This is a genomic window from Aquabacterium lacunae (assembly GCF_004310865.1).
Lineage (GTDB): Bacteria > Pseudomonadota > Gammaproteobacteria > Burkholderiales > Burkholderiaceae_C > Aquabacterium > Aquabacterium lacunae.
In genome coordinates this window covers 224,084-243,537 of the sequence record NZ_SIXI01000005.1, presented here as the reverse complement: position 1 = coordinate 243,537, position 19,454 = coordinate 224,084, and the positions used below count along the sequence as shown (strand labels likewise).

Annotated in this window: 17 protein-coding genes; 2 read left to right on the top strand and 15 right to left on the bottom strand. The window is 66.2% G+C overall.

The features are described 5' to 3' along the window. Nucleotides 1-71: 71 nt before the first annotated feature. Nucleotides 72-2,543, top strand: coding sequence for an ATP-binding response regulator (locus EYS42_RS13225; RefSeq protein ID WP_130968658.1), 2,472 nt, complete (start codon nt 72-74; stop codon nt 2,541-2,543). Here the strand turns inward: EYS42_RS13225 and gspF are convergent. The 11 genes from gspF to gspG form a co-directional block, all read right to left on the bottom strand. Next, nucleotides 2,515-3,735, bottom strand: a complete 1,221-nt coding sequence (gene gspF / locus EYS42_RS13220; RefSeq protein WP_130968657.1) for a type II secretion system inner membrane protein GspF — start codon at nt 3,733-3,735, stop codon at nt 2,515-2,517. The genes EYS42_RS13225 and gspF overlap by 29 nt on opposite strands. A 56-nt stretch (nt 3,736-3,791) precedes the next feature. Next, nucleotides 3,792-5,216, bottom strand: a complete 1,425-nt coding sequence (gene gspE / locus EYS42_RS13215) for a type II secretion system ATPase GspE (RefSeq protein ID WP_130968656.1) — start codon at nt 5,214-5,216, stop codon at nt 3,792-3,794. 9 nt (nt 5,217-5,225) lie between these two features. Next, nucleotides 5,226-7,445, bottom strand: coding sequence for a type II secretion system secretin GspD (gene gspD / locus EYS42_RS13210; RefSeq protein ID WP_130968655.1), 2,220 nt, complete (start codon nt 7,443-7,445; stop codon nt 5,226-5,228). Between the two features lie 3 nt (nt 7,446-7,448). Next, entirely contained in the window at nt 7,449-8,354 is a 906-nt protein-coding gene (gene gspN / locus EYS42_RS13205; protein WP_245503638.1) for a type II secretion system protein N, read from the bottom strand. A gap of 10 nt (nt 8,355-8,364) precedes the next feature. Next, nucleotides 8,365-8,883, bottom strand: coding sequence for a type II secretion system protein M (locus tag EYS42_RS13200; protein WP_130968654.1), 519 nt, complete (start codon nt 8,881-8,883; stop codon nt 8,365-8,367). Nucleotides 8,884-8,885: 2 nt separating this feature from the next. Next, nucleotides 8,886-10,163, bottom strand: coding sequence for a type II secretion system protein GspL (gene gspL, locus EYS42_RS13195; protein ID WP_130968653.1), 1,278 nt, complete (start codon nt 10,161-10,163; stop codon nt 8,886-8,888). Nucleotides 10,164-10,275: 112 nt separating this feature from the next. Then, the gene (gene gspK / locus EYS42_RS13190; RefSeq protein WP_165456773.1) at nt 10,276-11,307 is read right to left on the bottom strand and encodes a type II secretion system minor pseudopilin GspK; all 1,032 of its coding nucleotides are present in this window, start codon (nt 11,305-11,307) and stop codon (nt 10,276-10,278) included. A gap of 13 nt (nt 11,308-11,320) precedes the next feature. After that, nucleotides 11,321-12,031, bottom strand: coding sequence for a PulJ/GspJ family protein (locus tag EYS42_RS13185; protein WP_130968652.1), 711 nt, complete (start codon nt 12,029-12,031; stop codon nt 11,321-11,323). A 5-nt stretch (nt 12,032-12,036) separates the two neighbouring features. Next, nucleotides 12,037-12,405: a type II secretion system minor pseudopilin GspI gene (gspI, locus tag EYS42_RS13180; protein WP_280960184.1), complete on the bottom strand. Its 369-nt coding sequence runs from the start codon at nt 12,403-12,405 to the stop codon at nt 12,037-12,039. Beyond that, on the bottom strand, nt 12,395-12,895 hold the full coding sequence (locus EYS42_RS13175) for a prepilin-type N-terminal cleavage/methylation domain-containing protein (RefSeq protein WP_130968651.1): 501 nt from the start codon (nt 12,893-12,895) through the stop codon (nt 12,395-12,397). The genes gspI and EYS42_RS13175 overlap by 11 nt, the downstream gene beginning before the upstream one ends. 12 nt (nt 12,896-12,907) lie before the next feature. Next, a complete protein-coding gene (gene gspG / locus EYS42_RS13170; protein ID WP_130968650.1) occupies nt 12,908-13,342 on the bottom strand; it encodes a type II secretion system major pseudopilin GspG in 435 nt (144 codons plus the stop codon). 164 nt (nt 13,343-13,506) lie between these two features. Between gspG and EYS42_RS13165 the strand changes: the two genes are divergently transcribed. Then, nucleotides 13,507-14,178 carry a type II secretion system protein N gene (locus tag EYS42_RS13165; RefSeq protein ID WP_165456772.1) on the top strand — a complete coding sequence of 224 codons (672 nt, stop codon included), beginning with the start codon at nt 13,507-13,509 and terminating at the stop codon, nt 14,176-14,178. 86 nt (nt 14,179-14,264) lie between these two features. Here the strand turns inward: EYS42_RS13165 and ilvA are convergent, their stop codons facing one another. The 4 genes from ilvA to atpD all read right to left on the bottom strand — a co-directional run bounded on the left by ilvA (nt 14,265) and on the right by atpD (nt 19,445). Next, nucleotides 14,265-15,914 carry a threonine ammonia-lyase, biosynthetic gene (ilvA, locus tag EYS42_RS13160; protein ID WP_130968648.1) on the bottom strand — a complete coding sequence of 550 codons (1,650 nt, stop codon included), beginning with the start codon at nt 15,912-15,914 and terminating at the stop codon, nt 14,265-14,267. 40 nt (nt 15,915-15,954) lie between these two features. After that, the gene (locus EYS42_RS13155; RefSeq protein ID WP_207301159.1) at nt 15,955-17,247 is read right to left on the bottom strand and encodes an oxygenase MpaB family protein; all 1,293 of its coding nucleotides are present in this window, start codon (nt 17,245-17,247) and stop codon (nt 15,955-15,957) included. A gap of 220 nt (nt 17,248-17,467) precedes the next feature. Further along, a complete protein-coding gene (locus EYS42_RS13150; RefSeq protein ID WP_130968647.1) occupies nt 17,468-17,890 on the bottom strand; it encodes a F0F1 ATP synthase subunit epsilon in 423 nt (140 codons plus the stop codon). Between the two features lie 142 nt (nt 17,891-18,032). Next, complete coding sequence (gene atpD, locus EYS42_RS13145) at nt 18,033-19,445, bottom strand: F0F1 ATP synthase subunit beta (protein ID WP_130968646.1); 1,413 nt, start codon at nt 19,443-19,445, stop codon at nt 18,033-18,035. Between the last annotated feature and the right edge of the window lie 9 nt (nt 19,446-19,454).

Sequence of the window (19,454 nt, the reverse complement as noted above, 5' to 3'; positions counted from 1 at the left end):
CCGAGCGCACGGGTTGCGCCCCTACAATCCGGACACAACAATTCACAGGGCATCCAGACGCCGAGGCACCCATGGCCAGTCCCCTTGCGCCATCCGACTCCCCCAACGGTCAACTCGACGGCCTGCGTGCGCCGGTGCTCAACGGTCGGCAGCGCAAGATGCTGGCCCTGCTCGGCTGGCTGCTGCTGGCCACCGTGATCAGCCTCACGTCCTGGGCCCTGGCGCCCTTGCTGGTCGATCGGGCATCGGACGAGATTGTTCAGTTCCGCGACATCCAGTTCCGCATGCTGCCCACCGACAGCGAGGCGGGCTCCGACTGGGAAGCCGTCACGCTGCCCGACACCTGGCCTGCGCGGGGGCTCAAAGGCCGAGGCGTGGGCGCCTACGACATCCGCTTCGAGATCGAAGCCCCGCCCAAAAGCCGCGGCGCCGGCGCCTGGGCCCTTCGCATCGACCGGCTGAGCTTCCAGCACGAGATCCGCCTCAATGGCTTCCTGGTGCGCCAGGAAATCGACGAACAGGGTGCCAATGGTCGCCCCTTGGCCTACCTCATGCAGATCCCGCCCGAGATGCTGCGGGTGGGCGACAACCGCCTCGAGATCGTGGTGCACCACGGCAGCATGGGCGGCCTGTCCATGCCCATCATCGGCCTGGCCACCCAGGTGGGGCCCGGTCACCGCGCCCAGGTCTTCCTGACCGAGGTGCTGCCCCTGACCGTGAACGTGGTCTCGGCCGCCTTCTCGCTGTTCCTGATCCTGATCTGGGTGCGTCGCCCTTCTGAAACCGCCCTGGGCATGCTGGGCCTGCTCAGCCTGGCCGTGTCGGTGCGCAACGCTTCGTACTACCTGCCGCATGGCATGAGCCTGCCGCCCGAAGTGCGCACCTGGGTGTACGTGGTGGCCCAGAACACCAACACCGTGCTGCTGGGCGGCTTTGCCATGGCCATGGCCCGCCAGCGCTGGCCGGTGTTCGAGCGCCTGCTGTGGGCCATGCTGATCGGTGTGCCGCTGGGCAGTGGCCTGGCCGCGGCATTGGGGTACGCCGCCGAGGCGCGTGCCTTGATCTACCCGGCCCTGATCGGCCTGATGCTGCCCACCCTGTACCTGCTGCTGAAGGTGCCGCGCCAGTACGGTGGCCTGGCGGGTGTGGGCATGGTGCTGGGTATCGCCATCTCGCTGGTGGCCGCTGTGCACGACTACCTGCGCCTGCAGGGCATTGTCTCGGTCATGGACACCTACTGGATGACGTTGGCCACGCCCATCACCCTGGGCTTTTACAGCGTGGTGGTGACCAACCGCTTCGTGCAGGCCATCGGTACCGTCGAGCAGTACGCCGCCACCCTGGAGGCCAAGGTGGTGGAGCGCACGGCCGAACTGGAAGCCGCCAATGCGGCCAAGGGCCACTTCCTGGCCGCGGCCAGCCATGACCTGCGCCAGCCTGTGGCGGCCGTGGGCCTGCTGGCCGGACTGCTGCGCGAAAAGCTCAAGGGCAGCCTGCTGGCCGACCTGACCGTGCGGCTGACCCAGGCCGTGCGCTCGATGGAAGGCCTGCTCAGTGGCCTGCTCGACCTGTCGCGCCTGGAGGCTGGCGCCATCAAGCCGCATCCGCAGCCGGTGGCCATGCACGACCTGCTGCAGCGCATTGCCACGCATGAGGCCGAGAGCGCCAAGGTCAAGGGTCTGCAAATGCGCGTGCACCCCACCCGCGCCGTCGCCCACAGCGATCCGGTGCTGCTGGAGCAGATGGTGCGCAACCTGATCGGCAACGCCGTGCGCTACACCAGCAAGGGTGGCGTGCTGGTGGGCGTGCGCTCACAAGGCTCGCACCTGTCGATCGAGGTGTGGGACACCGGTGGCGGCATCGCGCCAAAAGACCAGAAACGCATCTTCGAAGACTTCGTGCAGCTGGGCAACCCCGAACGCAACCAGGCCCGCGGCCTGGGCCTGGGGTTGGGCATCGTGCAGCGGGCCTCACGTCTGATGGACCACCCGATCTCGCTCGACTCGCGCCTGGGCCGGGGCACGGTGTTCCGCATCCGGGTGCCGAGGGCGCAGGCCCAGCAGGTGGCCGCGCCAACGCCGCAAGAGCCCGTGCAGGTGGTCGAAGGCAAGCCCCTGACCGAGCTGCACGTGGTGGTGGTCGATGACGACGAAGCCGTGCGAACGGCCCTGCGCCTGCGCCTGAAAGAATGGGGCGCGCACGTGTCGGCGGTCGAATCGTTGGAAGACCTCGACGAACTGCTGTGCCGGGTCATGCACATCGACCTGCTGATCACCGACCACGGCCTGTGCGACGGCAATGGGCTGCAGGCCATCGAGATGTGCCGTGCGCGCCATGCGAACCTGCCCGCTTTGGTGGTCACGGGCGACACCTCGGCCGAGCACCTCAAGACCCTGATGGACACGGGCGCGCCCGTGCTGCACAAGCCCTTCCAGGCCGAAGGCCTGCTGCGGGTGATTCAGCTGCTGCTGTCGGTGAAGAACGGAGCGACAGGCACCGCAGGTGACAGCGAACTCACTTCACCCAGGTGTTCATCTGCATGATCGGCAGCATCACCGACATCACGATCAGCATCACCATCAGGCCCATGGCCACGATCAGCAGCGGCTCCAGCACCGTGGCAATGGCCATGGCCTTGCGCTGCACCTCGGTCGACAGCTGCGTGGCCGCACGCTGCAGCATCACGGGCAGCTGACCGGTCTGCTCGCCGAGACGGGCGAACATGGCCAGCAGGCCCGGAAAGCGCTTCTTGGCCGCCAAGGCCGAGGCCAGCGGCGCGCCTTCGCGCACCTGGATGAGCGCGTCGAGCGCATCGGCCCGCATGGCGCGGTTCGACAGTGTTTCAGCGGCGGCCTGCAGGGCCTTCAGGATGGGCACGCCCGAGCCCGCCAGCATGGCCAGCGTGCCAGCAAACCGCGCCGCGTTGTAGCCGCGAGAGAGCCGCCCCACCAGGGGCAGGCCCAGCCAGGCCGAATCGAACTTGAGTCGGAAGTCTTCATTGCGCAAGGCCACCGCCAGGCCCACGCCCCCCGTCACCAGGGCCAGCAGCAGCAACCAGCCCCAGCCACGCATGAAGGCGCTCAGGCCCAGCATGAACTGGGTCAGCATGGGCAGGGCCCGCTTGCTGCTGGAAAACACCTCGGCCACCTGGGGCACCACGAACACCAGCAGGGCCACCACGATCACCACGGCGAACACCGACACCACCGCAGGGTACAGGGTGGCGCCGATCAGCTTGGACTTGAGCGCCTGCTGCTCTTCCAGGTCGGTGGCCAGCTTCTCCAGCACCTGGCCGAGCTGACCGCTTTGCTCGCCCGCAGCCACCACGCCACGGTACACGTCATCGAATTCCTTGGGCGAGCCCGACAGCGCCTGCGCAAAGGGGGCACCTGCGTTCACTTCCGAGCGCAGGTGGGCCACCAGCTCGCGCTGGCGGGGGTCTTCTGCTTCGTCGGCCAGGGCCGTGAGCGCACGCTCCAGCGGCAGCCCCGCCACCACCAGGCCCGACAGCTGGCGCGTCCAGATGGACAGGTCGGCGGGTTTGAAGACACGCCCGGCAAACAGCACGATGCCCTGCTTGGCCGCATCGTTGCCCACCTGCACCGCATCGACCTTCAAGGGCACCAGGTGCTGGGTGCGCAGCTGCGCGCGCGCCGCCTTGGGGTTGTCGGCGTCGACCAGACCGGTGATGGTCTTGCCGGCGGCGTCCAGGGCTTCGAATCGGAAGGCGGCCATGTCGGTGTTCTTGCGGTTGGGTGCGAGGCGTCAGTGGGGCAGGTGCGCAGGGCCCGTCACTCGCGGGTGACGCGAAGCACCTCTTCCAGCGAGGTCACGCCCTCGGCCACCAGTCGGTCACCGTCGTCGCGCATGGTCTTCATGCCGCTGAGTTGGGCCACTTCGAACAGCTTGGCCTCCGAGGCCTGGGCATGGATCAAGCCGCGGATCTCGTCGTCGGCCACCATCAGTTCGTACACGCCCGTGCGGCCCTTGTAGCCGGTCATGCCGCACTCGGGGCAGCCCACCGGGTGGTAGCGCCCCGCATCGTCGCGGCGCTTGCAGTGCGGGCACAGCTTGCGCACCAGGCGCTGGGCCAGCACCCCGAGCAACGAGCTCGACAGCAGGAAGGGCTCGATGCCCATGTCGGTCAGGCGGGTGACGGCGCTGGGCGCGTCGTTGGTGTGCAGCGTGGCCAGCACCAAGTGGCCTGTCAGCGAGGCCTGAACGGCGATCTGGGCAGTTTCGAAATCTCGGATTTCACCGATCATGATGACGTCCGGGTCCTGGCGCAGGATGGCGCGCAGGGCCTTGGCAAAGGTCAGGTCGATGCGGGCATTGACCTGGGTCTGCCCGATGCCGGGCAGCTCGTACTCCACCGGGTCTTCCACCGTCAGCACATTGGTGGTGGCCGCATCGACCGTGGCCAGGCCGGCGTACAGTGTGGTGGTCTTGCCCGAGCCGGTGGGGCCCGTGACCAGCACAATGCCGTGGGGCTGGCGCAGCAGGCGCTTGAACCGGTCGAGCGACTCGCCGCTCATGCCCAGCGATTCCAGCGTGAACTTGTTGGCGTCGCCCTTGTCCAGGATCCGCAGCACGGCACGCTCGCCATGCGCCGAGGGCAGGGTCGAGACCCGCACGTCGACCGCACGGCCGCCGATGCGCAGGCTGATGCGGCCGTCTTGCGGCAGACGCTTTTCGGAGATGTCCAGCTCGGCCATGATCTTCAGGCGCGAGATCAGGGCGGCGTGCAGGGCCTTGTTGGGCTGCACCACCTCACGCAAGGTGCCGTCCACACGGAAGCGCACCGCCGACGAGCGCTCGTAGGGCTCGATGTGGATGTCCGAGGCGCCATCTTTCGCGGCCTGCGTGAGCAGGGCATTGAGCATGCGGATGATGGGTGCGTCGTTGCTGGATTCCAGCAGGTCTTCGACCGCGGGCAGGTCCTGCATCATGCGCGACAGGTCGACCGCGTTTTCCACTTCGCCCACCACCGCCGCGGCGCTGCCTTCACCGCCAGCGTAAGCCGCGGCAATGCGCTGGGCGATCGACTCGTCGGGCTCGCGTTCGATTCGGTTGATCACGAACAGGCGCATCACCTCCGACAGGGCCGGCAGCGAGACCTTCTCGCTGGCCCACAGGGTGGCCTGGTCGCCCTCGGCCTCCAGCAGCAGGCTGTGGGCTTTGGCGTAGGCGTAAGGCAGGGGGTGTCGGGCAGCCATGGGCAGTCCTCAGGGCTGAGCCGGCTTGGGCAGATAGGGCGAACCGGCAGGCACCACCACCGTGGGCTGCGGCGCCTTGGGGTCGTCCAGGGGCTGGCGCACCGAGGGCAATGCCACGCCATCGCTCATCTTGAGCGAAGGCAGTTGCTGCGACACATCGACGGGCATCAGCCAGGTCGGCGGAACCGCCACCGTCGACTGCTCGTTGCGGATGTAGTCATAGCGGTCCAGGGTCAGGCGATTGGCTGCATCCTGGGTGCGCATCACGACGGGGCGCAAGAACACCATCAGGTTGGTCTTCGTGCGGCTGCGGCTCTCGGTGCGGAACAGGGTGCCCAGGTAAGGCAGATCCCCCAGCAGAGGCACCTTTTGCTGGGTGATGCCACTGTTTTCCTTGATCAGGCCACCCAGGATCAAGAGGGTGCCATCGTCCACCACAACCGAGGTTTCCAACGAACTCTTGTTGGTGGTCGGGCCATTGGCCTTGTCCTCTGTGCCAGCCTTCACATCCGACTTTTCCTGGAAGACGGTCATGCGCACCGTACCGCCCTCACCGATCTGTGGCTTGACACGCAGGGTCAAACCCACGTCCTTGCGTTCAACCGTCTGGAACGGGTTCTGATTGGCCCCCGTGGTGGTGAACTGGCCGGTGACGAATGCCACGTTTTCACCGCTGACGATCTTGGCCTCTTCGTTGTCCAGCACCACCAGGTTCGGCGTGGACAGGATGTTGCCGTCGGCCTTGGTCTGCAGGAAATTGGCAAGCGCCGCCAGACCGTACTGGTTGTTGCCGAAATCATGGATCAGGCCCACATTCAAGCCATTGCCCAGCGAGGGCGCTGCGGTGCTGGTGGCCAGCCCGATGGATGTGGAGAGCAAAGGCTTGGTGTTCTTGCCGAGCAAGTTGGTGCCAATGGCCAATCCGTTCTTGTCGCCCTCCTTGCCGAGCAGGCCCTGCCACTGGACGCCGACTTCAGCAAGTTTCTCGGCGTTGACCTCGACGATCATCGCCTCGATGTAGACCTGTGCGCGTCGGCCATCGAGCTGGTCGATCACGGCGCGCAACTGCCGATACAGCGCCTCAGGCGCCGTGATGATCAGCGAGTTGGTGGCTGGGTCGGCCTGGATGAAGCCGCCCACAGAAGGTTGGGCCGAGGCCGTCACCGGCGCCGTGGACTGCTGCGAAGCCGTGGACGATGTACCCCCTGCGCCCGCGCCAGTGGTCGATGCCGTGGGCGTGGTCGGCGCAGGCGTACCGGCCGCGCCCGCACCACCACCTGAGCTGCCTTGTGCTTGCGGCGCAAACGAAGCGCGGAGGATCGCGGCCAACTTCACGGCATCGGCATTGCGCAGGTAAACCACATGAATGTTGCTGCCGCCCACGCCATTGGCGCCGGGCTTGTCCAGGCGCTGAACCAGGCCGCGGATCATGGCCAGGCGAGCCGGGTTGGGCGCACGCACCAGCAAGGAATTGGTGCGGGCGTCGGCCATCACCAGGGTGCTTGCTCCGCCCGCTCCTGCGGCTGCCGTGCCGCCCCCTTCTGCGAGCTTTTGCACCACCTGGGCCAGATCGGTGGCCACGGCGTGTTGCAGCGGCATGGCCTCCATGTCGGTCGACGAACTCACGTCCATGGCCGCAATGATCTGCCCCAGGCGCTTGAGGTTGTCAGCGTAATCGGTGATCACCAGCGAGTTGCTGCTGGGGATGGCATTGATGGTGTTGTTGGGGCTGATCAAGGGGCGCAGCACAGTGACCATGTTGTTCACGTTCTCGTGCTGCAGTTTGAAGATCTGGGTGAGGATCTGGTCACCTGCGCGCTGGGTAGCGTTGCCCACTTCAACCGTGCCTGTCTGCAATTTGGCATCGGCCTCAGGCACCACCTTGAGCAGGCCGGCCACCTCGATCAGCGCGAAGCCCTGGCCGCGCAGAGCCGACATGAAGTTCAGGTAAGCCTCGCGTGCGGAGAGCGGCTGCTCGCTGTACAGGGTGATCTGGCCCTTCACGCGAGGATCGACCATGATCTGGCGATCAATGATCGCAGCCATGGCACGCGCCACGCCTTCGATCTCGGCGTTCACAAAATTGAGGGTCACGGTGGGCCCCGCCTTCTTGGCTGGAGCCGCCACGGCCACCCCAAAAGGCATCAGTCCGCCGGGGCCAAAGGTCAGTGCCAGCGCAGTGGCCAGTGCCAGGGCACGGAATCGGGGATGTGAAGGATGGGTCGACATGACTTATCCGATCGAAATGACAGAGCGGTCGCCCGTGCGGCGGCCGATGATGTTCAACAAGTTGTTCAGCGCAGGGCGATCGGCCGCGGTGGCCGTGGCTTCGCCGCGGAAACGGACACCGAAAGCGCCGACAGCGCCAGCGCCGCTCAATTGCAAGGCGCCTTGGTCGGTCTGCATCAGCAGGTTCATGGGGCCATCACCCTGACCGATGAGACTGAGGCGATAGGAGCCGAGTTCGGGCAAGGTGGTCACGCGGGACGAGACATGCGAGAGCGTCAGTTGCACTTGCCCCTGCAGGGCCATGCGGCCTTTGGCCCATCGCCACTGCACCCCCTGGGCCGAAAGGTTCATGACCCCACCGAGTTGCAATGTGTTGAAGGGTGTTCCCAGCCCCCCCAGCCAGGCGGCAGGCCACTCCCCCACGCGCCCGAGTCCGGCTGTGTCAGAGGTTTGCACCGTCGCCGTGAGTTGCGCCCAGCCTGGCTGGAGCAGCAAGGTCACCGGGGCCTGCATGCAGCAATCCTGGCTGAGGTTCATGGCCAAAGCCAAGCCCTTGGGGCGCAAGGTCCAGAAGGTCCGGCCAGGCAAAGCGCGTGCGTCGCGGCTGCCTGAGCCTCCGGTCAGCACCATCACCGCACTGCCGGACCAGACGGTGCCCTCGGCTTCGGCCAGGATGAACCTCTGCTGGGTGGCTGCCGACACTGCCGAAGCCAACCACGAAGCCGGTGCGAACAGCGAGACGCCAACCAGTCCGCCCAATGCGCCCCCCCACCAGCCCCACCGGCGCCCAGCACGGCGCATGTGCTCCCAGCGAGCGACCTCCAGGGTGGACTCCAGCCAGCGAGTGGTCACGTCGAAGCCCTTGGGCATCCAGTCACCTGAGCGGCGGAACAAAGCCAGCAAACCCATGGAGCTGACCTCAGCGGTTCATGCCCGACGGCGCGGACATGAGCAATGTGACCGTGCCCGAATAGGCACCACCTTCAACCTGGGACAGGTTGGCCTCCAGGGGGCGCACGCGAGCACTGGACCGAGCCTCGGCCAACCAGTTCGCCAATGCCGTACCACTGACTTTGTCGAGCGTCAGCACGGCCCGGTCGGATTGCAGCCGCAACCGCGCGCCCTCACCCAATCGATCGGTGGCCGATTGCAGGGCCGCTTGCGCCTGAACCGGCGGCACCGGCGGCTGGCTGCGCATGGCCTTGACCTCTTCGGCCTGCTTGCGCATCTCGTCGAGCACGGCTTGTGCCTCACGCAGCTGAGCCGGTGTCTGCTGCAGGGTCTTCCAGGCGGGCTTGACCGCCACCATGAACACCAAGGCCATGCCAATGGCCCACCCCATCACGCCGAGCATCTGACGCTCGCGGGGCGCCAGGGCTTGCCACTTGGCGCGCAAAGGCGCAAGCTGGGCCTTGAGTTGTTCGATCTGGTCGCTCATGTTCATCCACCCCGCTGCGACGGTGTGCGTCGAATGGTCATGCGGGCGTCGGCCTGCTCGACCACAAAGCCAGCAGACTGCAGGCGTGTCTTGACCTGCTCGGACTGGAAGTTGCCCCAGTCACCAGGCAGGTTCACCGTCAGGGCCGTGCCGTCGTAGCTCAGTCCGCGCGATGGGGTGTCACCTACCCAGGCTCCGGCCACCGCCTGCATCAGCGCTTCCATGTCGTTGTCCCCAGACAGGCCAGACTGGGCGCGCAGGGTGTCGGTCTCGCGACGCATCTGCAGGGGCGCATCGAGCACCGCTTGCACCTGCGGGTGCGCGGTCTTCAGCACCGACACCATTTCGTCCTTCTTGAGTCGCACCTCGCGTGCCTGATGCCAGGCCCAGAGGTTCAAGCCCAGCACTTGCACACCCACCAAGGCCACCACACCCAGGCGGGCAGCCCGCCACTGAGGGCTCAGGAACCGTTTCCACTGGTCTGAAACGGCCTGCAACCCTTTGCTCTGGGGCGCCAGTTCGAACTGCAAGAGATTCCACAATGACCGCGCGGCCTGCAACAGATGCTCGCTCTGAGTCTGGGCACTGACCACTTGCCCCAACCAGCGTTCGGCCGGAGCCGCCGCGGCTGGCGTGGCGAAAAACCGCGCCCCGGCTGGCAAAGGTTCAGGCAGCAGGGTGCGAGACAAGGAGCCCCCCAAGGGCCAGGTGGCCACGCCATCGGTGGTGGACCAGGTCAGCATGAGCTCCAGGCCACGCTCTCCTTCGGCGACATCGGCTTCGGTGTCGTGCAGCTCATGGAAATAGCCTGTGGCAGGCGCGTCGGGCCACACAGCGGGCACGACGCCGCTCACGCGCACTTTGGATTTCTCCAGCGCCATGAGGTGTGCCGTGAGCACTTGGTGGTTCACCACAGCCACCCAGGTGGGCTCACCCGCCTTGGCGCCCGGCGCCACGGCAATGTGCACGTCCTCAGGGTCTTCGAGCAACTGCTCTTCCAACAAGGCACCCAATGCTTGACGCAATCGCGCAGCAGGCGCCTTGGGCAGGGTGATGCGGTGCCAGCTGACATCTGTCGGCGCCAGCACGGCGATCACAGCCTCCGCCTCGGGCAGCATGTTGGCCGGGCTCACCCCCTGGCGCACAGCCGACTGACCGTTGGTGGTGAGCACATAAAAGTATTCGCGGGACACCGACGCCCCCCCGGATGCCGCCTCAAGGGCGGCCGGGTCGGCCGACAGGCGCGCATGCGCCGGGAGCTGGATGATGAGCGTGCTCATGCCTTCAGGGAGGCTGGGGGTTGATCGGTGGGGTGAGCGTAGGCTAACCCCGAAAGCATTGTAGGAGCGAGCAAACAGGGGGCATTTAAGGATTCATACCCGAATTGAGACATCAGGGAGTCCTTCCTGCACCCGGCATCAGCTCAACACCAGAGACTCGGTTTTCAAACAGCACCGTCACATCGGTGCCACTGCGCTGGATCACATAGCTCTGGCTGATGACACGATCTTCCAGGCGCAGGCGGCCAGACACCTCGAAATAATCGGATTTGACGGAGATCTTCGCGTCCTCCAGCTTGACGCCCTGCCCCACCACGTCACGCACTTCGCTCAGGTCGTTGAACGGCTTGCGGGCTCGCTGCTGGACCAATCGATCGGCACGACTGAGGTCCAACCCTTCGATGACCGCCGCAAGCACCTCTCTGGACGCCGTGTTGACATTGACCGTGTTGGGCTCGGGCAGCACCGTGACGTAGGGGCGCAAGCGGGACACCGTGCCCGCATCCAGGCCCAGCCAGACCAGCTGGTCCAGGGTCTGAGGCGCCAGTGGAGCGCCATTGACCGCATCGGCTCCACCCAGCTTGTTCAGTGCCTCTGGCGACTCTTCTGCGGCCGCCGCCAGCTTGGCGCGCCGAAACGCCTGGGCAATGCCATCGGCCATCGACGGGGCCAAGGTGGCGTACTCACACAACCGACGCAAGGCCGCCAGCTCGACCGGGTCCACCTCGCCTTCGGTGTTCACCAGGTTGCGCAGGTTGTAACGGGCAGAGACATCGGCGATGCGACCGGAGAGAAACGCTTCAGGTCCGTCATCGGTGTTCTCCTTGTCGGCTGACAAGAAGCTGGACAGACGCGCCTCGGCCAACTCCACCGCCCAGGGCTCTCCGAGGTGATCAGCGCCGCCATTCTTGGCGTCCTCGCGCAGGATCAAGCGCCCCCAGTCCAGGGCCCCCTTCAGGATCCATTGCGACTGCGTCAGAGAGCGCTCAGCCGCCTCTACCTGCACAGCCCGCCACTGTTGCCACACCATGGAGGCCGCAACCGTGGTCACCAGGGTGACGATGACCATGGCCATGAGCAAGGCAGCCCCCCGCTGCCGACGCGGCGGAGATGAGGGCAACCGAGAAGGTCCTGTGTGTCGCATGGCGGGGCTCACGTCACTGATTGGGCTGGGCCGCCATGACCACATCCCGCACGATGTTGCCACTGAAGCCACTGCCATCGCCCAGGCTGAGCACGGTGCGGACCCCATAAGGCAGCGGCTCTCGGCTGTTGGCCTGGCCCAGCAAATTGCCCTGCGCCCCCACGGCACCAGTCGCGCCACTGGCTGCCGCGGCCGCTGCTGAGGGCAGGACCGTGCTGGTGCCCGCCGAAGACTGCGCATTGCTCCATGGACCGGTGCCTCGCCAGAAGTACACCTGCCACTGGCTGACGCCCTTGAGCGCGGCCAGGCTGCCCGACTCCCGCCCCTGGAAAGCATAGGAACGCGCCCACTGGTCTTTCAGTGGCCCCAAGGACGTGACAGGCTCGCCCGCCCAGCGCACCCAGCGCCCGGACCGCAAGGCCCAGACCACCACCTGCACGCCCCCTGCAGCCTGGCGGGTCATGCGCAGAGCTGCGCCGTCGAACTGCAAGGCCTGCACGGCCCCGGTGTCCACCACGGCATTGAGATCGGCCGTCCACTGCTGCATGACCGATTGGAGACGCAAGCTGCGTTTGAGCCCGCCGTCGGCGATCTCGCGTGATTTGAGGATGCCATCGAGGCCCTTCCAGCACAGCGTGGCCATGACAGACAAGATCATCAGGGCCACCAGCACCTCGATCAGGGTGAAGGCGCGTGCGGCGCGGAGGGCAGGTGGGCGAAGCATCGGTGTCACACCCCTGGCCTCGGCACCACAGTGGACACCCGCACGATCACCTGCTTGTTCTCGTCGAACACCACGGCGTCAACCTTGCGGAAATTCAGGTTGGGCGTGGCTTTGACCTGCAGGCTGCCGGGGAAATCGCGTCCCAGCTGGCGACAGGTGAAATCACTGTCGCCCACGGCGGGCCAGGAGGACTTGTTCAGCCTCAGGGCCACCAGTTGGTTCTCCGCGCACCACTGGGCCATGGTGAGGTCGTTCAGGCGCTGGGCATTGAGGGTGAGTCCGCCGGCGGCCTTGAAGCCTGCGGCCAGCGTGATGGCCACCACCGCCAGGGCCACCAGCACCTCGATCAGGGTCATGCCACGGTCAATTCGCACTGGCTTCTCCTGGGACTGGATTGCCCTCGAGCGGAGGCAGGTCGATGTCTGGGGTGCCAGCGCGCACCACATCGAAGGGGCCAAGGCCATCGGTGCCGATGAGGATCTGCTGCTTCTCCAGGCGCAGCACAATGCTTTGAGGCCCGACCACAGGCTCAGGCCCCAGGGTGATGCTACGGCCCCCCACCACTTCGGCACGCACCTCCCGCTCAAGCCACTGCTGAGCCGGCGTGGCCTTGGGTGGCAACCCCATGAACTGGTAGTCGGTGTCGGGGCCATTGGGCTGGGGCACCCAGATCACGGTGAGCCCGCCAGCGCGGGCTTCGGCCCGGGCCGACTCCAGGAAAGCGATCAGGCGCGCAGCCTCCCTCTCTAGGCGAGAAGCCGAGGGATCAGGCAACGCCAGGGACACCACAGCCGTGCTGATGGCGATGATGGCCACCACGACCATCAATTCCAGCAAGGTGAAGCCCCGAGGGCGAAGGCGCATGTGGCCGCCGACTCACTGCCAGGATCCGAGGTCCGCGTCCTTGCCTTCGCCGCCCTCTTTGCCGTCAGCACCCAGGCTGAACACATCGACCTCGCCCTTGAGTCCAGGGTTCAGGTATTTGTACGGCTGACCCCAGGGGTCATTGGGCAGCTTGTCCATGTAGGCACGCCAGTTGGCCGGCACCGGGCTGGCGGTGGGTTTGGTCACCAGCGCCTGCAGCCCTTGCTCGGCCGTGGGGAAGCGCTGGTTGTCCAGCTTGTACAGCTTGAGCGACTGCATGACGTTGCTGATGTCGGTGCGGGCGGCCGTGACGCGGGCGTCGTCGGCACGGTCCAGCACGTTCGGCACGATCAGGGCGGCCAGCAGGCCGATGATCACCAGCACGACCATCAGTTCGATCAGGGTGAAGCCGCGGGCGATGCGTTGGCGCAGGCGAAAGGTGGTCATCTTGAAACACTCGGTAAAGCGACGGATCGCGCGAATCGGCGCGCGAACACAACAGGGGCGCCAGCATGCCGCAATTTGCACCGCGGACACTGCAGGATCTACCCCAACTCTTCGGGACTGTTCTCACACCGAAGTTCCCTTGCACCCATCATAATGTTCTGATCATGCTCTCACGCTTCTTTGCTCTGCTGATCTGGGCCGCCGTGGCACTCAGTGCCGCCTATTGGGGATTGCGCTGGTTCGGCAAGGGCCCAGGTGTGCCGCCAGGCACCACCCCGGCCATGGTCGAAAGCGCCCTCCGCGGTGATGTGTCTCGGCTGCTGTCGGGCCCGGTGAAAACCGTGGCCGACACCACCACACCGGCCCCCAACGCCTTGGCGGGCCGGGTTCAGCTGCTGGGTGTGGTGGCGCCACGTCAAGAGGACAGCCGCGCTGGCGTGGCCCTGCTGACAATCGATGGCAAACCGGCTCGCGCCTACAAGGTGGGCCAGACCGTCGACGGCGATCTGGTGATTCAGAAAATCCTGCAAAAGCAGGTGCAGATCGGCCGCGCGGACAGCCCTGCCTCACTGACGTTGGACCTGGCAGGATTGCCGCTGGCCTCGACCGGCAGCCTGCCCGCGCCCACCGGGCTGGGTGGCGCTCCCGGGTATGTGCAGCAGCCGGCCACAGCGCCCGTGCCCCCCCCCGAACTCACGCCCCCTGGCATGGCAGGCTCTCTGGAGGGCAGTGCGCCGCCGCCCGAAGCCCAGGAAGCGCCGTCACGGCCACGGATGATGCCGCCTCGCCTGCGCCGAGCCCTTCCTGCTGGCGACGTGCCGCCCCCCTCCAGCTGAGCATGCGCCCCGCGTTGGGGCCGTCACTCCAGCGGAACGGCACCAGGGCCTCTTTTGTCTGGCCGCACGGCATCGCCGGTTGCGGCTCAGCGCAGGAACAACCGATACACCGGGTTGCGGGTCTCGTCCACGTAGTGGTAGCCCAGGCCTTCCAGCACCTGCCCGATGGCCTTGACCTCGTCCTTGGGCACCTGCAGCCCCACCAGGATGCGGCCATAGTCAGCCCCCTGGTTGCGGTAATGGAACAGGCTGATGTTCCAGCCGGGCGGCATGCTGGTGAGAAAACGCATCAACGCCCCGGGGCGCTCCGGAAACACGAAGCTGTACAGGCGCTCACCATCGGCCAGCGAGGAGCGCCCGCCCACCATGTGGCGCACATGGGTCTTGGCCAGCTCGTCATGGGTGAGATCGACCGTGGCAAAGCCCTGGGCTTCGAAGGCCTGCGCCAGCTGCTTCGACTCGCCCTTGCGCTGGGTGCTCAGGCCCACGAACACATGGGCCTGTTTGTCGTCGGAGATGCGGTAGTTGAACTCGGTCACGTTGCGCGGACCGATCATTTCGCAGAAGCGCTTGAACGAGCCGCGCTCTTCCGGGATGGTCACCGCGAACAGGCCTTCCTTTTCTTCGCCCACGTCGGCACGCTCGGCCACGAAGCGCAGGCGGTCGAAGTTCATGTTCGCACCGCAGTTGATGGCGATGTACGTCCTGCCCTGGCCGCCATGGCGCGCGGCGTACTGCTTGATGGCGGCCACGCCCAGCGCACCGGCCGGCTCCACGATGGAGCGGGTGTCCTGGTAGATGTCCTTGATGGCGGCACACACGGCGTCGGTGTTGACGATCACGAAGTCATCGACCAGCTCACGCACCAGGCGCAGTGTTTCTTCGCCCACCAGCTTCACGGCCGTGCCATCGGAGAACAGCCCGACATCGTCCAGCGTGACGCGCTGCCCGGCCTTGGCCGACCGCACCATGGCATCGGAGTCGTTCATCTGCACGCCGATCACCTTGATCTCGGGGCGCAAGGCCTTGATGCAGGCGGCCACGCCACTGATGAGGCCGCCGCCACCGATGGCCACGAACACGGCATCGATCGGGCCACTGTGCTGGCGCAGGATCTCCATGGCCACCGTGCCCTGCCCGGCGATCACGTCCGGGTCATCGAAGGGGTGCACGAAGGTCATGCCGTGCTTCTTTTCGAGGGCCTTGGCATGCAGGGCCGCATCGGAATAGCTGTCGCCATGCAGCACGATGTTGACGTTGTCGCCACCGAACGAAGCCACCGCATCGATCTTGACCTGCGGTGTGGTGGTGGGCATCACGATGGTGGCCTGGCAACCCAGTCGACGCGCACCCATGGCCACACCCTGCGCGTGGTTGCCAGCCGATGCGCAGATCACGCCTTTGGCCAGGGCCTTGGCACTGAGTTGTGCCATCTTGTTGTAAGCCCCACGCAGCTTGAAGCTGAAGACCGGCTGGGTGTCTTCGCGCTTGATCCAGACCTCGTGCCCCAGGCGGGCAGACAGGTGGCGGGCGCGCTCGAGCGGCGACTCGACGGCCACGTCGTACACGCGGGTGGTCAGGATCTTGCGCAGGTAGTCGTCCAGCCCCAGGGCAGGCGCCTGAATCGTCGCGCCGGGCTTTTTCGACGGCTTCGTCGACTTCAACGCGGCTTTCGGTGTGACGGGCTTCGAGGCGACCTGGGCGCGACTGGCCTTGGCGGCTGGCTGACGGGGCATGGGCGGAGTTCCGATCTGAGAATCCCGCCATTGTCCTGCATCAGGCGTCGGCCTGCCCCGCCACACGCCCCAGCTGATGCGGACAGGCGGGCACGTCGCCCATCAGCACCTTGAGGTAAGCCTGCTGTTCGGCCAGGCCGCGCACCACCCGATTCGCTCGCCAGACGGGCGACAGCGCGGCCAGCACCGAGCTGGCCGCCTTGGGCGCCGCCGTCAGCACCGGGTACCAGGGCAGCGTCAACGGCAGGCCCAGCGCGCGCATGCCGCGCGCCCCCACGAACCACTGCACCAGGCTCAAATGCCTGTGCTTGTTGAGCCAGCCGCGCAGCTTCGGCCAGTCGGCATACCGACGCTGCAAAGGCTCGTCCATGAGCGCTCGGGCCAGGGCCACGCTGCTGTCATCGGCCGGCGCCTGGCTCAGCAGATTGCGGTACAACGCCACGCGCCCCTCCTGCTCGCTGCTCACCAGCAGGGCCTCGTCCACACCCATCAGCCAGCCAATGGCCCGCCACAGGTGCATCACATCTTCGCTGTCCTGGCGGGACAGCCACGTGCCCGTGCTCTTGAGCGCAATCAGCTGCACCACACTGAAGCCCAGGTAAGTGGCCTGCATGTCGTGCTGGTTGATGGCCAGGCCCCAGGTGTTGGCGTCCCAATCGGCATCGTGGGCCAACTGGTGGCGCACCAGGGCATGCATCAGGCGCACGCGCAGGGTCATCTGCACGCCCGGCCCGTTGTCTGCCAGTCCGCCCGGGGCCGTGCAGGCCAGCCACCAGGCGGTGGTCTCGGCAATGCGTCGCTGGGCGCCCTTGGCCAGGGCCCCCGTGTGGATCAGGGGCTTGTTCAGGCCAGCAGCCTGGTAGCCCGCCATCAGCCCGGCGTCGCGCAGCACCATCATGCCGTGCAGGCCGGTGCCGTGCAGCACGGCGGCGCCACGGGCCAGGCGGTCAGGCTCCACCCATGCCGGCCACCGCCGGGCCTCTCGCAGGTAGCGCGCCAAGGGTTCAGGCGTGTCAGACGGCAGGGCCTGCGGTGTTGCCAGCAAGGCCTCGAACTGCTTCCAGGCCTTGCCCATGCCTTGCTGCCGCATCCAGACCATGAGGTGGTCGGCCAGTGGATCACCCAGCCACAAGGCCTGCCCCATCTGGGCCCACTGCCCGGCATCGGGCTCTGCATGGCGGCCAGCGAACCAGCGCAGCCGCGCCACCATCTGGCGCGAACGTGCCGGCGACTGCCCATGCCGGCTCGGGGGCAGCGGGTGCACTGGGTACACGGGGTCCAGCGCCGCACCGGCAGGTGCGCCACCAACGACGGCGTCCACTGAAGGGGCCAAGGGACAAGACATGGGCATGGGGATCGGGGCTTGAACGTGCAGGCCCCCATGGTGTGGTGACCCGCCGTGCGGGTCATTGGCACCACGTGCCGAACGGTACGCAGCACCGGCCTCCCTCGGGAACACCCCAGGTACCCGAAATCTGCGCCCATGAAAAAAGCCTGCATGCGTGAGCATGCAGGCTTTCGGCAACTGCCGGCGGAGGCCGGCAGCGCGGGGATCACTTGCGGGTGTTGCGCAGGCGGCGGATGGCGGCCAGCTGGGCCACCATCTCGGTCAGTTCGCTCTGGGCCTTGGCCAGGTCCAGATCGCCCTTGGCGTTCTGCACGGCCTCTTCGGCCAGGCGCTTGGCCTCGTTGGCCTTGGCCTCGTCCAGGTCCTTGCCGCGGATGGCGGTGTCGGCCAGAACGGTCACGCAGTTGGGTTGCACTTCCAGGATGCCGCCAGCCACGAAGACGAACTCTTCCTGCTGGTTGTCGGCACGCTGGATGCGAACGGCACCGGGCTTGATGCGGGTGATCAGCGGTGCGTGCTTGGGCAGGATGCCCAGCTCACCGACTTCACCCGGCACAGACACCACCGTGGCTTCGCCCGAGAAGATGGACTCTTCGGCCGAAACGACGTCAACGTGAATGGTGGACATAGGTGCTTCCTCTGTTACTTGCCAGCAAAGACATCAAAGAGCAATCAGCAAGTCATGGGTGGGCTGGCGAGGCGCCTCGCACAGCCAGACCCGAAGTCTGGCGAGCAAGGCAACGAAGCCAGCGCGCCCAGGACGCCGCTGATTACATCTTCTTGGCCTTTTCGAAGGCTTCGTCGATCGTACCAACCATATAGAAGGCTTGCTCGGGCAGGCTGTCGCACTCGCCGTTCACAATCATCTTGAAACCACGGATGGTTTCCTTCAGGGGCACGTACTTGCCAGGGGCGCCAGTGAACACTTCGGCCACGTGGAAAGGCTGCGACAGGAAGCGCTGGATCTTGCGAGCGCGCGAAACCAGCAGCTTGTCTTCCGGAGCCAGTTCGTCCATGCCCAGAATGGCGATGATGTCGCGCAGTTCCTTGTAGCGCTGCAGGGTGCCCTGCACGGCGCGGGCCACGGTGTAGTGCTCTTCGCCGACCACGTGCGGGTCCAGCTGACGCGAGGTCGAGTCCAGCGGGTCCACGGCGGGGTAGATACCCAGCGAGGCGATGTCACGCGACAGCACCACGGTCGAGTCCAAGTGGGCGAAGGTGGTGGCAGGCGACGGGTCGGTCAGGTCGTCCGCAGGGACGTACACGGCCTGGATCGAGGTGATCGAGCCAACCTTGGTCGAGGTGATGCGCTCTTGCAGGCGGCCCATTTCTTCGGCCAGAGTGGGCTGGTAACCCACGGCAGAAGGCATGCGACCCAGCAGAGCGGACACTTCGGTACCGGCCAGGGTGTAACGGTAGATGTTGTCCACGAAGAACAGCACATCACGGCCTTCGTCGCGGAACGACTCGGCCATCGTCAGACCGGTCAGGGCCACGCGCAGACGGTTGCCCGGCGGCTCGTTCATCTGACCGTACACCATGGCGACCTTGGATTCAGCCAGGTTGTCCTGCTTCACCACGCCAGCGTCCGACATTTCGTGATAGAAGTCGTTGCCCTCACGGGTACGCTCGCCCACACCAGCGAACACCGACAGACCCGAGTGAGCCTTGGCGATGTTGTTGATGAGTTCCATCATGTTCACGGTCTTGCCCACACCGGCGCCACCGAACAGACCCACCTTGCCGCCCTTGGCGAACGGGCAGACCAGGTCGATCACCTTGATGCCGGTTTCCAGCAGCTCGGTCGAGGGCGACAGTTCGTCGTAGGCCGGAGCCTTGCGGTGGATCGAAGCGGTCTTGGTCTGATCGACCGGACCACGTTCGTCGATGGGGTTGCCCAGCACGTCCATGATGCGGCCCAGGGTCGCGGGACCCACGGGCACGGTGATGGGCGCGTTGGTGTTGCTCACGACCATGCCGCGACGCAGACCATCCGACGAACCCAGCGCGATGGTACGGACAATGCCGTCACCCAGAAGCTGTTGCACTTCCAGGGTCAGGGCCGAACCATCCATCTTCAGGGCGTCGTACACCTTCGGCATCTGGTCACGCGGAAATTCCACGTCCACCACGGCGCCGATGCACTGAACGATCTTGCCCACTGCGTTTTGCGTGTCAGCCATTTTTCGTTC